Genomic DNA, 14,518 nt, shown 5'->3' with positions numbered 1-14,518 from the left:
GGAATAACAAAATCCATGACGGACCTTTCCCCGCCCTGTGCGTCAGACCGCAAGCGACACACAACCTGTCACACGACAGCCTGACACACAGGGACCTTCCGGCTATCCCGCAGCTGTCCAGCGATCCCGCGGAGCACCCTCAGGCGGCAGCCGCTTGGAAATGCTTCTCGACGAGGCCCTTGATGTCCTCGTGGCAGCCACCGCAACCTGTCCCGGCACGGGTGGTCTTGGAGACCTCCGCTACCGATGAACAGCCGTCCACCACAGACTCCTCGATCCTCGCGGCACTGACACCCGCGCAGCGGCACACTGTCCGCTGGGGGTCGTTGTTCGCCCCCCCCGTTTCGAGTTGGTCCGGCCCGTCCAGTCGAAGGAGCAGCGACCGGTCCGCAGGCAGCTCCGAGGAGCGTTCGAACAGCATCACCAGCTCAGCCGCGGTCCTGGGCATGCCCACGGAAACCAAGCCTTCCAATACTCCGCCCCGGGTAGTCATTTTGACGTATCGGCCGTGCTCGGGGTCGGCCCACTGGGAAATCTGACGGCGGGCGCGTCCAACGGCGGCTCCGGCTTCCAGCAGTTCCTCATCCCATGGATCGGCCTGGTTGTCGCCGGCCACGGCCAGGTTGATGCCCCGGGCCTTCAGGACGATGACGCCGGGCTTCTCAGCGGCCAGCGGCTCCAGCGAATCCGCCGCGGACTGCCCGCCACGGGCAAGGACTTGCAGGTATTCGGCCAACCACTCGGCCTGCCGCCACCCTGGACCCACCAGTCCGGAAGGACCACCGGCCGTCCGGCACGCGACACAGGACGCGTCGGTGCAACGGATTTCCGCGCAGTCGCCGATTGCGAACATGTGTGGTTCATGGTGGGTCCGCAAGCGGTGGTCCACCAGGATTCCGGCCGCAACCGGCAAGCCACAGCCCTCGGCCAACTCAATCCGCGGCCGCACGCCGCAGGACAGGACCAGCAGGTCGCCGTCGATCGCGGAGCCGTCCTCGAGCAACAACGCCGAGAAGGAGCCGCCGGGGCCGGCGGTTTCGACGCCGGTGGACCGGGCGTTGCCTGCCATCCGGACTCCGTTCGCCCGCAGGCTGGCGGTCAGGACCGAACCACTGCCGCGGTCGATGCTTCGGCCCAGCGGGAAGGGACCGTTATGCACCACGGTGGCGCATGCGCCTTCCTCGGCGGCGGCCAGGGCGGTCTCCAATCCCAGGACGCCACCGCCCAGGACCACAACGCGCTTGCGATCGGCAACGGCTGAACGCAGCACCGCAGCGTCCTTGAGATCCCGCAGCGTGATCACTCCGTCGGGCAACACGGGGCCGGACGGGTCAGGATTCAATCCCGTAAGGTTCGGAATGACCGGCCGGGAACCCGTGGCAAAGACAAGCCGGTCGTAGTGTTCAGCGGAGCCGTCGGAGAGGACAACATGTTGGCGCGCGCGGTCGATCCGCCGGACCTTGGTTCCCAGCCGCACCTCCACCCCGGCAGCTTCCAGATCAGCAGCATCGGCCAGGGCAAGCGCTTCGGAGGTAGTACGCCCCACGCCAAGTTCCGCCACCATCACTCGGTTGTAGGCAGCCTCGGTTTCCTGTCCGACAACGAGCAGTTGCACCATGCCCGAACGAACGGAAGGAAGCAGTTCCTCCACCAAACGAGCAGCCACGGGCCCGAATCCAACAATAACAATTCGCTCGCTCATGAAGCCTCCTTGGCGTGCAGTGACAGTCCTGCGTCTGCAAGGCCGTCGGGAGCCGGGGTGGATGCAGCACGCTGGACCCACACCCGGCTGGTCTTGAACTCCGGCATGCCGGAGATGGGGTCGGTGGCAGCCTCCGTGAGCCGGTTGGCGTTCTCCTGGCCGGGAAAATGGAAGGGCAGGAAAACTGTGTCCGGCCTGACGTTGTTGCTCAGTTCAGCCCGGCATAGGACCTCGCCGCGTTGGTTGGTCACGCTGGCGTAATCGCCGTCGGCGATGCCCCGGGAGGCGGCGGTGGCGGGGTGGATCAACAAACGTACTTGGGGCTGTGCCGCCATTAAGTCGTCAACACGCCGGGTTTGCGAGCCGGACTGGTAGTGCTCCAGGAGGCGCCCGGTGGCCAGGGCGAGGGAATCATCGGCAAACGAGCGCGCCGCCCGCTTGGACGGCATCACTGGGACCATCACGGCCCTGCCGTCGGGGTGGGCGAAGCCATCGGAAAACAGCCGGGGAGTTCCGGAACCGCCGGCAGGGAAGGGCCAGTAGGCGGCTTCGCCGCGGTCCAGCATGGCGTAGTCGATGCCGGAGTAGTCGGCCAAGCCACCGGCGGAAGCCAGCCGCAGTTCCTCGAACACGGTCTCGGGATCGTCACTGAACGTGGACGGGGCCTCCAGCATCTCCGCGAGCCGGGCCATGAGCCACAGTTCGGTCCGGACACCGGGCGGGGGAGTGAGCGCCCTGCGACGTCGGATCACCCGCCCCTCGAGGTTGGTCAGCGTGCCCTCCTCTTCAGCCCACTGCGTCACGGGCAGCACCAGATCGGCTTCCAATGCTGTCTCGGACAAGAAGAAGTCGCAGACCACCAGGAAGTCGAGGTCCCGGAGCCCCTGGGTGACGGCGTTGGTGTCCGGCGCGGAGACCACCACGTTGGCGCCGTGCACGAAGAGGCACCGCACGCCGTCGGGCTTTCCGAGCGATTTGAGAAGGTCGACGGCGGGCAGCCCCGGCCCCGGGATGAGCGACTCGTCGACTCCCCACACCGAGGCGATATGGGCGCGTGCGGCAGGGTCCGTAATCTTGCGGTAGCCAGGGAGTTGATCGGCTTTTTGTCCGTGCTCGCGGCCGCCCTGCCCGTTGCCCTGACCGGTGAGTGTGCCATAGCCGCTGCGGACCGAACCGGGGAGTCCGAGGAGCAGGCTGAGGTTGATTGCCGCCGTGGCCGTGTCTGTACCGTCCACGTGCTGTTCCACGCCGCGGCCACTGAGGATGTAGCTGCCGCCGGCACGTGCCCCCCGGGCCAGGCGGCGTGCAGTGTCACGGATGAGGTTGGCAGGAACGCCGGTGATGGACTGGACCCGTTCCGGCCAGAAGGCGTTGAGGCTGCGCACCAGGGCGGGGTAGCCGGAGGTGCGGGCCGCCACGAATGCAGAATCCACCAAGCCTTCGTGGACCACTGCGTGGCTGATGCCCAAAAGGAGGGCCAAATCGGTGCCGGGCGTTGGCTGCAAGTGGAGGCCGCCGCCGTCGGACGTGAACGCGGCAGTAGCCGAGCGGCGGGGGTCCACCACGATCAAGCCGCCGGCGTCGCGTGCGCCCTGGAGGTGCTGGACGAACGGGGGCATGGTCTCCGCGACATTGGAACCGAGCAGGAGGATGACCGACGCTGAATCGAGGTCCGTGACGGGAAAGGGGAGCCCCCGGTCAACGCCGAAGGCACGGTTTCCGGCAGCAGCCGCCGATGACATGCAGAACCGGCCGTTGTAGTCGATCCGCGAGGTGCGCAGGGCCAGTCGGGCGAACTTGCCCAGCATGTAGGCCTTCTCATTGGTGAGGCCGCCACCGCCGAAGACTCCCACGGCGTCGTTCCCGTGCTGACGCTGGGTGTCCTTCACGGCTGCCGTGATGAGCATCAGGGCTTGGTCCCACGAGATGGGTTGGTGGACGCCGTCGGAGCCTTTGAGCAGCGGTTCGGTAACACGTCCGTTGTGGCGCAACAACGACGCCGATGTCCAGCCCTTGCGGCACAGCCCGCCCCGGTTGGTGGGGAACTCGCGCCCGGAAACTTCCAAGGGAGCGGCGGGCTGGGCGGTCGCCGGTGCCTGGCCCGCCACCTCAGGGGCGGCCGGGCTCAGCGTCATGGCGCACTGGAGCGCGCAGTAGGGGCAGTGGGTATCGGCGCCGTTGGGCATCTAGATGTGTCCGATCGTGTTGCGCTGGCGGGCAGGGCGGATGTAGCAGGCCCAGCAGACGGTGAGCATGAGCACGTAGGCTGCGACGAACCCGTAGAACGCCGGCGTGTAGGAACCTGCGGTGGTGTTCGATGCGTTCAGGACCTGGGGGATGACGAAGCCGCCGTAGGCTCCGATCGCTGAGATCAGGCCGAGCGAGGATGCGGCGAGGCGGGCGGTGGCTGCGCTGCTGGCTCCGGAGCGGGCCGCGCGGCTGGAGGTCGCGAAGATCACCGGGATCATGCGGTAGGTTGCACCGTTTCCAAATCCGCTCGAGACAAAGAGGAGGAGGAACAGCCCCAGGAAGAGCCAGAAGTTCTTCAGCGGCAGCGTCCAGATCATGGTGAGGGTGATAACGGCCATGGATGCGAATGCGGTGATGGTCATGCGGGCGCCGCCCATGCGGTCGGCCATGCGGCCACCGTATGGCCGTGCCAGCGAGCCAACCAGCGGTCCGAGGAAGGCCAAGGACAGCGCCACTGCCCCCACATGGATGGAAGAGAACTCGGGAAAGTAGTCCTTGATCAGCTTGGGGAACACGCCGGCAAAGCCGATGAACGAGCCGAAGGTGCCTATGTAGAGGAATGCCATGATCCACAGGTGCGGTTCCTTGAGCGCGGCCACGGACCCGGCAACATCGCCCTTGGCGCTGGTGAGGTTGTTCATGTACTTCCACGCCCCAAAAGCGGCAACCAGGATGAGCGGAATCCAGATAATGCCAGCCATGGGCAGGTTCACGGTTCCGGCGGCAAGTACGGTCACGGCAATGGGAACCACCAGCTGCGCGACGGCGGCACCAAGGTTACCGCCGGCGGCGTTAAGTCCCAGTGCCCAGCCCTTTTCACGGGCAGGGTAGAAGAAGGTGATGTTGGCCATTGAACTGGCGAAGTTGCCGCCGCCGAAGCCTGCGAGGGCCGCGACGAGGAGCATGACGCCAAACGGTGTCTGGGGGTTCGAGACGCAGATGGCCAGCCCGGTGGTGGGGATCAGGAGCAGGAGGGCCGAGACGATGGTCCAGTTCCGTCCGCCGAACTTGGGAACCATGAAGGTGTAGGGGATGCGGAGCGTTGCGCCCACGAGGCTGGGCATCGAGATGAGCCAGAAGATCTGGTTGGTATCGAACTTGAAGCCTGCTGCCGGAAGCTGCACGACCACGATCGACCACAGCTGCCAAACAACGAATCCGAGGAATTCGGCGAAGATGGACCAGTACAGGTTGCGCTTGGCGATTGACCGGCCTTCGGCTTCCCATTGGCCCTTGTTCTCGGCATCCCAATTGGCGATCCAGCGGCCGGGACGGTGTTCGAGGGCGGGTGCGGTGACGGCAGCGGACTGGATGGGAGCCAGTTGGTCTGCGGTGCGTTCAACAGTCACAGGAGTGCCTCCTAGGTGGGGGACGTTGTGCTTTCAAACGTAGGTATCGTGCATTTCGCGGACCGTCGCCGTTTGTAAACGTGCTGTGACATTTCCCTATCTACGCCATCACAAGAGCGTGAGACGATGGTGAGGTTGTGGCGCGTGCCACAAGGTGAGATTTTTCTGTGCGTCCACATTTTGGACTTGGTGTCCATTCAATGGACTCCGGGAACTATTATTGAACTCTCGAATAAGCCATCGCCGGCAGTGTGCTCAGGCACCGACCGGCGTGAACGAAAGCTGCTACTACATGTCTTCCACTGCACCCTCCAAGGAAGGTAAGTCCACCAAGCCGGTGAACTCCCGGGGCCGGGTGATCTTCGCCAGCCTCATCGGTACCACGATCGAGTTCTACGACTTCTACGCCTACGCCACGGCGTCCGTGCTGGTCTTCCCCAAGCTCTTCTTCCCGGATGCCACCGACATCAACGCCCTGCTCAGCGCCTTCGCCATTTTCGGCGTCGCCTTCTTCGCGCGGCCCATCGGAGCCGTGGTCTTCGGGCACTTTGGTGACAAGATCGGCCGCAAGGGAACGCTGGTGGCTTCCTTGCTGACGATGGGTATTGCCACGTTCCTCATCGGTCTCCTGCCCGAGGCGTCCTTGCCGGGTTGGGCCATCCTGGCACCGGTCCTGCTGGTGGTCCTTCGGTTCTTCCAAGGCCTGGCCTTGGGTGGCGAATGGTCCGGCGCGGCTTTGCTCGCCACGGAGAATGCCCCCGAGGGCAAGCGTGCCATCTACGGCACGTTCCCGCAGTTGGGTGCGCCGATCGGCTTCATCATCGCCAACGTGATCTTCATCTGGATGAACGTTGCCCTGACCGCGGAACAGTTCCTCGCATGGGGTTGGCGTGTGCCGTTCCTGGTGAGCGCCGTCCTGGTGATCGTGGGCCTGTACGTCCGCCTCAAGCTCGTGGAGAGCGCTTCCTTCACCAAGGTCATCCAGCAGGACAAGGTCCAGAAGCTTCCGCTGGGTGCGACGCTCAAGAACCACTGGCGCCCCGTGGTTGCCGGCACGTTCATCATGTTTGCCACGTACGTGCTGTTCTACATCATGACCACGTTCACGCTGTCCTACGGCACCAAGCCCACGCTGGCCGGCGCGCAGGCAGCGGCCGAGAAGGCCGGCAAGCCCATGACAGCTGACCAGATTGCCGCGTTCGTTCCGGGCCTGGGCATTTCCCGGTCAGACTTCCTCTGGATGCTGATCGTCGGCGTTGTCTTCTTCGGAATCTTCACGGTGGTCTCCGGGCCGCTCGCGGAAAAGTGGGGCCGCCGGAAGTTCCTGCTGGGCGTTACCGCGGGCATCTTTGTCTTCGGAGCGCTGTGGTTCACCATGTTCGGCCCGGGCCAGGCAGCCGCGATGGTCGGCCTCATCGTTGGCTTCACCCTCATGGGCCTGACCTTCGGTCCCATGGCGGCGATCCTGCCTGAACTGTTCCCTGCCAACGTCCGTTACACGGGTTCGGCAGTGGCATACAACCTCTCGTCCATGATTGGCGCAGCCCCTGCCTCGTTCGTCGCGATCGCACTGTGGTCCGCCGCCAACGGAAGCACGTGGCTGGTGGGCGTTTACATGGCTGTTGCCGCTGTGATCACCTTCATCGCGCTTTGGCTCACTCGCGAAACCAAGGACACGGACTACGAGAACAACGTAGCCTAAGTACCTCTTAACGACGCCGGCCCCGCACCACCATAAGGTGCGGGGCCGGCGTCGTTAAGGCGTGCTTGCCGCTAGTCCTCGATGGTGGCGATGACAGCGCCGGCGGCTACCGTCTCGCCCGCGGAGGCGGTCAGGCCGCGGACCGTTCCGGCCTTGTGCGCGGTGAGGGGCTGCTCCATCTTCATGGCTTCGAGGACCACGATCAGGTCGCCTTCGGCCACCACGTCGCCGTCGGACGCTGCGATTTTCACGATGGTGCCCTGCATGGGGGAGGTCAGGGCGTTGCCGCCCGCGGCAGCAGCCGTAGCGCCTGCCGAGCGGGAGCGCTTTTTCGACTTCCCTGCCTTGGCGCCCGCGCCGCTGGAAGCAACTGCCACACCGGCACCCAGGCCGGACGGCAGGACCACCTCAAGGCGCTTGCCGCCAACCTCGACGACGACGCGCTGGCGCTCACCGGCGTCGGACGTTTCCGTGCCGGTGCCCGTCGGCGACCAGGCCGGGATGCTGTTGACGAACTCGGTCTCGATCCAGCGGGTGTGGACCTGGAACGGTCCCTCGGCGGGAGCGAAGGCCGGGTCCGTAACGACGGCGAGGTCGAAGGGGATGACCGTCGGGATGCCCTCGACAACCATTTCCTCGAGGGCGCGTCGGGAGCGCTGCAGTGCCTGCTCGCGGCTGGAACCGGTGACGATCAGCTTGGAGAGCATGGAGTCGAAGTTGCCGCTGATCACATCGCCCTGCTCCACGCCGGAGTCCACGCGGATGCCGGGACCCGTGGGGTTCTTCAGCGTGCTGATCGTGCCGGGGGCGGGCATGAAGTTGCGGCCCGGGTCCTCGCCCGTGATGCGGAATTCGAAGGAGTGGCCGCGGACCTCAGGATCCTCGTAGCCCAGGGCTTCGCCGCGCGCGATGCGGAACTGCTCGCGGACCAGGTCGATTCCGGTGACTTCCTCGGACACGCAGTGCTCCACCTGGAGGCGGGTGTTGACCTCAAGGAAGGAGATGGTTCCGTCCTGGCCCACCAGGAATTCGCAGGTTCCGGCGCCGAGGTAGTTGGCTTCCTTGAGGATGGCTTTGGAGGACTCGTACAGGCGCTTGACCTGTTCTTCGCTCAGGTAGGGGGCCGGGGCCTCTTCCACGAGCTTCTGGTTGCGGCGCTGCAGCGAGCAGTCGCGGGTGGAGACCACCACCACGTTGCCGTAGGCGTCTGCGAGGCACTGGGTTTCAACGTGGCGCGGGGAGTCGAGGAAGCGCTCGATGAAGCACTCGCCACGGCCGAAGGCTGCCACGGCTTCGCGGACCGCGGATTCGTAGAGTTCCGGGATCTCTTCCATGGTGCGGGCAACCTTGATGCCACGGCCACCGCCGCCGAAGGCAGCCTTGATGGCCACGGGAAGGCCGAACTCCTCGGCGAACTTCAGGATCTCGTCCGCGTCCTGGACGGGGTCGGCCGTGCCGGGGACCAGCGGGGCGCCAACCTTTTCGGCGATGTGGCGGGCCTGGACTTTGTCGCCCAAGGCGGAGATGGCCTCGGGCGAGGGGCCGATCCAGTTGATGCCTGCCTCGATGACCTTGGCGGCGAACTCGGCGTTTTCGGCCAGGAAGCCGTAGCCGGGGTGGATGCCATCGGCACCGGACTGCTTGGCAACCTCGATGATCTTGTCCATCACCAGGTAGGACTCGGCTGCCGTGTTGCCACCCAGCGCGTAGGCCTCATCGGCGAGGCGAACGTGCAGGGCATCACGGTCCGGGTCTGCGTAAACGGCTACGGAGGCGATGCCTTCGTCCCGGGCTGCTCGGATGATGCGGACCGCGATCTCGCCGCGGTTGGCAATCAAGACCTTGGTAAGAGGGCTGGAAATGGGCTGCGCCGGGTTAGCTGACAAGTTGTTGACTCCTTCTGTCCTTCAGGGAGCCTAGCGCGATTGTGAGGGTTCCGCCCATATTGATGGGGGATTCCGTGTGTGAAGCGCTGTTCCTTTGTAGGGTTGCTACAAAGTGATCTACTGTGCCTGCGGCGCCCACAGTTCCGTGACGCTGACGTTCGCGTGTACCAGCAGGTCGCGGAGGGTCGAGATGGAAAGCCCGACGACGGCGTGCGGATCACCGTCCACCTTGCGGATGAACGCCCCACCCAAGCCGTCGATGGTGAACGAGCCCGCGCAATGCAGTGGTTCTCCCGTGGCAATGTAGGCGTCGATGTCGTTTTCGGACATCTCGGCGAAGTGCACTTCCGCACTGGAGACGGCACCCAGGGTGGCGCCCGTACCCTCGGCGGTTTCGTCGTCGTCGACGTCCACGGCCGTGTCCCGGCAGTCCACCAGCCAGTGCCCTGTATGAAGGACACCCTTGGAGCCGCTCATCCGCAGCATCCGCTTCCTCGCGACGTCCGCGGTGTAGGGCTTGCCGTGGGATTCTCCGTCGAATTCGAAGACGGAATCGCAGCCGATCACCAAGGCACCTTCTGCCTCGGGGAGCGACGCGACCGCCTCGGCCTTGGCGCGGGCCAGGAGCAGTGCGGTGTCGTGGGGATCGGTCACGCCGTACTTGGCCTGCACCGCGTCCTCGTCCACGTCTGAAACCATGATCTCGTGGTGGATGCCTGCCTCGGAGAGAAGCTTGGTGCGGGCAGGGGACTGGGAGGCCAGGATCAATCGGGTCACGTCTTCCAGCCTAATACCCGCCGCCCCCCGAAGCTCTCTCACGTCCCACCCCCTTCCCGGTGGTTCCTCTCTCACGTCCCGCCCTTTAACGCCCGATGCTCTCTCACTCGCTTCGGGCAAGTGAGAGAGCATCGGTGATATCCGGTGGTTATGTGGGAGAGGGACCTAGTGGACCAGTTCCTCCGAGCCGGACTTGGGGCGGTCGCTGCGGGTGAGCTTGGCTCCTTCCACGTCCACGTCGGGAAGGATCCGCTGCAGCCACTTCGGCAGCCACCAGGCCTTCTCGCCGAGCAGGTACATGATGGCCGGCACGATCGTCATGCGGACAACGAACGCGTCGATCAGGACGCCGAATGCCATCGCGAAGCCGAGCGGCCGGACCATGGTCAGGTGGCTGAAGATGAAGCCGGAGAAGACGCTGACCATGATGATTGCCGCCGCGGTAACCACTGCCGCTGCGTGGCTGAACCCCGTGCGGACCGCGTGCCGGGCGCTCTCCCCATGCATGAATGATTCGCGCATGCCCGAGGTGATGAACACCTGATAGTCCATGGCGAGGCCGAACAGCACACCGATCAGGATGATCGGCAGGAAGCTCAGGACTGCGCCGGGGTTGGCGACATCGAATACGGATCCCAGCCAACCCCACTGGTACACGGCCACCACAGCGCCGAACGCAGCAGCGAGGGAAAGCAGGAAGCCACCGGTGGCGAGCAAGGGAACAACAATCGAGCGGAACACCAGAAGCAGCAGGATCAAGGACAAGCCGACGACGATTGCCAAGTAAGGCGGCAGGGCCGCGCCAAGCTTGGCGGAGACATCGATGTTGCCGGCGGTCTGTCCTGTCAGGCCAATGGTCGCACCTGTCTTGTCGTGGATCCCGGAGCCCTTCTCGCGAAGCTGGGAGACCACTTGAACGGTGCTGGCGCTGGCCGGACCTTCCTTGGGGATGACCTGGAAGACTGCCGTGCGGCGGTCGTCGCTGATGGCAACCGGAACTGCCGCCACCACGTTGTCCACACTGCGCAATTCATCCGCGACGTCATACTGTTTGCTCTTCGCGTCGTTTTCGCTCAGGCCTGCAGGGAACTCACCGACCACGATGATCGGACCGGTCATGCCTTCGCCAAAGCTGTTGCGCGTGAGGTCGTACGCCTTGTATGCCTGGGAATCAACAGGTTCCGAACCGCCGTCGGGCAGTGCCAGCCGCAGCTGGGATGCAGGCAGCGCGAGTGCGCCGAGCAGCACGATGCTGGCAATCAGCGAAACCCAGGGGTGGCGCGTCACGAGCCCGCCCCAGCCGCGCGTGCTGCGCTTCTCCTCGAGTTCGCGGTCGGCAGCTTCGTGACCGGGTTCCGCATTGTGCTGCGCGGCCTTGGCCCAAGCGCGCTTGGAGATGAGGCGGCGGCCGATCAGCGAAAGGACGGCAGGTGTCAGGGTCAAAGCGACGACGACGGCGACAGCAACAGTTGCCGCTGCGGCAACACCCATGACGGCCAGGAAAGGCAGGCCGGGCACCACCAGGGCGGCCAGCGCGATAATGACCGTGAGGCCGGCGAAGAGTACGGCGTTGCCCGACGTTCCTGTTGCGAGGGCTGCGGATTCTTCGCCATCCATCCCTGCGAGGAGCTGGTTGCGGTGCCGGTTGACGATGAACAGTGAGTAGTCGATGCCGACGGCGAGGCCCAACATGAGGGCGAGCATCGGTGACATGGAGCTCATGTCGATCACGCCGGTCAGGGCGAACGTTCCACCTACGCCAACCGCGACGCCGATCAACGCCATGATCAGGGGGAGGCCGGCCGCGATGAGCGTACCGAGCATGAGGATCAGGACTGCAGCTGCGACGGCAACGCCAACGATTTCCGCGATGCCGAAGATCTGGGAGACGTCCTCGGTGATTTCCTTGCTCGCGTACGCCGTCACGCCTGCCGATGAGACGCCGTGGACGATGTCCTGTACCTGCTGGCGGACAGCGGGTGCGACCGCGTTGATGGATGTCTTGAACTGGACTTGGGCGATCGCGGCCTTGTTGTCGCTGGAAACGAAGCGCAGGCCTTCGGAGGCGGCAGCCTCCCGCTTCCCGAGGGCCAACGCAACGGCGCCGTCGGCCGCTTCCTTGGTTCCGGCGTCGAGCTTTTCCTTGCCGGCCGCCAGCTCGGCACGCTTGGCTCCAAGCTGGGCCTCGATCTGCGCCGGCGAAAGGCCGGAAGCGGCCAGCTGTTGTTCTGCGGCGGCGAGCTGGGCCTCGCCCGCGGCCAGCTGGGCACGCGACGCGTCGAGTTGGGCCTGACCGGCGGTGGCCTTGGCTTCGCCTTCGGCAAGCTTGCCGGTCGCCTGGTCAAGCTGCTCCTGGGTGGTGAAGGGGTTCACCGTGCCCTGGACATCGGGCAAGGACTTGAGCTTGTCGAGCGCCGACGCAACGGCATCCTTTTTGGCTTGGTCAAAGCCGGCATCACCGGCGTCGAAAACAACGCTCGCGGAACCGCCGGAGGAGGCCGGAATCGCTGCCTTCAGCTTGTCCGCCATCTGCTGGGTTTCGGTGCCCGGAATCGTGAAGTTGTTGGACATGGTGCCGTGGAACGCAGCGGCCGAGCCGCCCACGGCCACCAGGACGGCCAGCCACAAGGAGATGACCAGCCAGCGGCGGCGATACGAAAACTTGCCTAGACGGTAGAGAAGCGAAGCCATGTCAGGACCGATCTGTGGTGGTGGAGACGGGTGCGGTGTGAGTTTTTGTGAACGACGACGGCGTGAAGCCGGCTCCCAGGAGCCCCATCGCATCGATGAGGTGCTGGCGAAGTACTGCGAGCGATTCGGGGGAGAGATCCGGCCCGCGCTCGGCGAACCAGACGGTCATGGCCGCTTTGCCGCAGGAGATGACCGAGCCTGCCAGCGCATAAAGGTAGAGCTCGCTGACGTCCTCTCCGAGCCTGGTGCGGGCGGCCTCGATGATCTGGCCTGTGCAGTGCTCCCAGGCCTCCAGTTCCGACCGCGCCAAGGAGCGGTTGTCCTGGGTCAGGCTGAAGAGTTCGGCCATGGGTGCAACGGACATTGGATCTGCAAGGGCCATGAGGGCGGCCTGGGCTGACTCGAGGATGGTCTCGTCGCTTGGCCGCAGCCTGAATTGCTCCAGGGCTCGATCCATGAAGCCGTCGGCAACCGAGGAGAGGGCGGCCTCGAGGCTCGGGAAGTAGTTGAAGAACGTGCGCCGGGATACGCCTGCGGTGGCAGCGATGTCCTCCACCGTGAAGTTCCCCGGGCCGTTGGTGCGCAGCAGATCGAGGGCCGCTGCCGCGATGGAGCTGCGGGTGGCGGCTTTATTGAGTTCGCGGCGTGAGGGAGCACTTGGCTCAGTGGTGGCCGACGTGTTGGTTTGGGTCACATACTTACACTAAGTGCAACTTTGCACTCTGCGCAATTTGAATCTTTATTGGGTGTTGATTTGGGTGGTCCTTGGGCCTGCCCAAATTGTCGTACCCCTCTGGAAGAGTTGATGCATGGACGGGAATCGGGCAATAGACACGGGTGCGGGCGATGGGATGGCGCGTGTCTCACCGATGCAAGGAGTTGCCCCGGGCCACGCTGCGGACGTAGCCCGCGATCTCATCGAGCAGTTGCGTGTCCTGGAGGACGTGAAGTCCGCGATTTCCGGCCTCCAAGCCAAGATCGCCGTAGGGTTCGATCACGCACAGCGCCAGGTCCAAGCTGAGCGAGGCCTTCCGGCATCGGAGCGCGGCAAGGGGGTTGCTGCCCAGATTGCGTTGGCGCGGCGTGAATCGCCGAACCGTGGATCACGGCTGCTGGGGCCCGCGAAAGCGCTGGTGACCGAGATGCCCCACACGATGGCCGCTTTGGATGCCGGCCAGCTCAACGAATGGCGCGCAACGCTGTTGGTCAAGGAAACTGCATGCTTGTCAGCCGAGGATCGCTGCGCTGTGGACGAAGAACTCGCCGCGGACACGGGAACCTTCGAAGGCGTCGGGGATCGTTCGATCATCGCTGCTGCCAAGGCTGCCGCATATCGGCGGGATCCGCGTTCAGTGACGCAACGAGCGGCGCGTGCGGCCTCGGAGCGGCATGTGGGCCTTCGGCCGGCGCCGGACACCATGGCTATCCTCACCGCTCTCCTTCCTGTCGCCCAAGGGGTAGCCGCCTACAAAGCCCTGACGGAGGCTGCGGATTCGGCTCGTTCGACGGGTGATGAACGTTCCCGCGGCCAAGTCATGGCGGACACCCTCGTCGAGAGACTCACGGGTACGCCGGACGGCATTTCCAAGGTGGAAGTGCAGCTGGTCATGACGGACCGCACGCTGTTCCAAGGAGACAGCGAGCCCGCAAGGCTTGAAGGGTACGGAATAGTCCCGGGTGGTTGGGCAAGGGAGCTCGTGGGCAGGGCTGGTGGGCCAAGCAACGCCGGGCAAGATGATGACCTGGCTGGAACCGCTCCAGCCTTCGAGGTGTACCTCCGTCGCCTCTTCACGGCCCCCGGCAGTGGGGAACTCGTGGCCACGGATTCCAAGGCAAGGCTCTTTCCTGCCGGCATGCGGCGATTCATCGAGGCCAGGGACCACACATGCCGAACGCCATATTGCGACGCGCCCATCCGGCACATCGACCACATCCTGCCGTGGCAAAACCGAGGGCCCACCACTCTGCACAACGGCGCAGGGCTTTGCGAGCAGTGCAACCACACCAAGGAAAACCCGGGCTGGTCGTCCAGGACGCTTCCCTGTGGCTCGGACGTGCACGAAATCGAAGTGCGGACACCCACGGGCCATAAGTACAGGTCGAAAGCCCCGCCCCTGCCGGGGCACAGCCCTGCCATTTCGTAGGCAGGACTGGGCTCCGG

The 14,518-nt window shown here is 64.9% G+C and carries 9 protein-coding genes; 2 read left to right on the top strand and 7 right to left on the bottom strand.

The genetic code is table 11. The annotated features are described in order from the left end of the window. Nucleotides 1–139 precede the first annotated feature (139 nt). Genes ACIPY2_RS16360 through ACIPY2_RS16350 form a run of 3 tightly spaced genes read right to left on the bottom strand, consistent with a single transcriptional unit; the run spans nucleotide 140 to nucleotide 5,301 of the window. On the bottom strand, nucleotides 140–1,702 hold the full coding sequence (locus ACIPY2_RS16360; RefSeq protein WP_400267437.1) for an FAD-dependent oxidoreductase: 1,563 nt from the start codon (nucleotides 1,700–1,702) through the stop codon (nucleotides 140–142). Then, entirely contained in the window at nucleotides 1,699–3,888 is a 2,190-nt protein-coding gene (locus ACIPY2_RS16355) for a molybdopterin oxidoreductase family protein (protein ID WP_400267436.1), read from the bottom strand. The genes ACIPY2_RS16360 and ACIPY2_RS16355 overlap by 4 nt, the downstream gene beginning before the upstream one ends. Further along, on the bottom strand, nucleotides 3,889–5,301 hold the full coding sequence (locus ACIPY2_RS16350; protein WP_400267435.1) for an MFS transporter: 1,413 nt from the start codon (nucleotides 5,299–5,301) through the stop codon (nucleotides 3,889–3,891). It lies immediately after the preceding gene. Nucleotides 5,302–5,593: 292 nt separating this feature from the next. On the opposite strand from ACIPY2_RS16350, the gene ACIPY2_RS16345 reads away from it, so the two are divergent. Further along, nucleotides 5,594–7,003: an MFS transporter gene (locus ACIPY2_RS16345; protein WP_400267434.1), complete on the top strand. Its 1,410-nt coding sequence runs from the start codon at nucleotides 5,594–5,596 to the stop codon at nucleotides 7,001–7,003. A 71-nt stretch (nucleotides 7,004–7,074) separates the two neighbouring features. Here the strand turns inward: ACIPY2_RS16345 and ACIPY2_RS16340 are convergent, their stop codons facing one another. From ACIPY2_RS16340 to ACIPY2_RS16325, 4 genes are all read right to left on the bottom strand, one after another. After that, the gene (locus ACIPY2_RS16340) at nucleotides 7,075–8,889 is read right to left on the bottom strand and encodes an acetyl/propionyl/methylcrotonyl-CoA carboxylase subunit alpha (RefSeq protein ID WP_400267433.1); all 1,815 of its coding nucleotides are present in this window, start codon (nucleotides 8,887–8,889) and stop codon (nucleotides 7,075–7,077) included. Nucleotides 8,890–9,006: 117 nt separating this feature from the next. Beyond that, complete coding sequence (locus ACIPY2_RS16335; protein ID WP_400267432.1) at nucleotides 9,007–9,666, bottom strand: Maf family protein; 660 nt, start codon at nucleotides 9,664–9,666, stop codon at nucleotides 9,007–9,009. 165 nt (nucleotides 9,667–9,831) lie between these two features. After that, on the bottom strand, nucleotides 9,832–12,357 hold the full coding sequence (locus ACIPY2_RS16330) for an MMPL family transporter (RefSeq protein ID WP_400267431.1): 2,526 nt from the start codon (nucleotides 12,355–12,357) through the stop codon (nucleotides 9,832–9,834). Nucleotide 12,358: 1 nt separating this feature from the next. Next, the gene (locus ACIPY2_RS16325) at nucleotides 12,359–13,051 is read right to left on the bottom strand and encodes a TetR family transcriptional regulator (protein WP_400267430.1); all 693 of its coding nucleotides are present in this window, start codon (nucleotides 13,049–13,051) and stop codon (nucleotides 12,359–12,361) included. Between the two features lie 175 nt (nucleotides 13,052–13,226). On the opposite strand from ACIPY2_RS16325, the gene ACIPY2_RS16320 reads away from it, so the two are divergent. Further along, complete coding sequence (locus ACIPY2_RS16320) at nucleotides 13,227–14,501, top strand: DUF222 domain-containing protein (protein ID WP_400267447.1); 1,275 nt, start codon at nucleotides 13,227–13,229, stop codon at nucleotides 14,499–14,501. Nucleotides 14,502–14,518: the final 17 nt, after the last annotated feature.

Source organism: Paenarthrobacter sp. NPDC089675, from assembly GCF_044749185.1.
Lineage (GTDB): Bacteria > Actinomycetota > Actinomycetes > Actinomycetales > Micrococcaceae > Arthrobacter.
This window is presented reverse-complemented; position numbering and strand designations above follow the sequence as displayed.

Coding starts and splice junctions, on each gene's coding strand:
- ACIPY2_RS16360 (WP_400267437.1), bottom strand. CDS start 1,702: ATGAGCGAGCGAATTGTTATTGTTGGATTCGGGCCCGTGGCTGCTCGT.
- ACIPY2_RS16355 (WP_400267436.1), bottom strand. CDS start 3,888: ATGCCCAACGGCGCCGATACCCACTGCCCCTACTGCGCGCTCCAGTGC.
- ACIPY2_RS16345 (WP_400267434.1), top strand. CDS start 5,594: ATGTCTTCCACTGCACCCTCCAAGGAAGGTAAGTCCACCAAGCCGGTG.
- ACIPY2_RS16330 (WP_400267431.1), bottom strand. CDS start 12,357: ATGGCTTCGCTTCTCTACCGTCTAGGCAAGTTTTCGTATCGCCGCCGC.
- ACIPY2_RS16320 (WP_400267447.1), top strand. CDS start 13,227: ATGCAAGGAGTTGCCCCGGGCCACGCTGCGGACGTAGCCCGCGATCTC.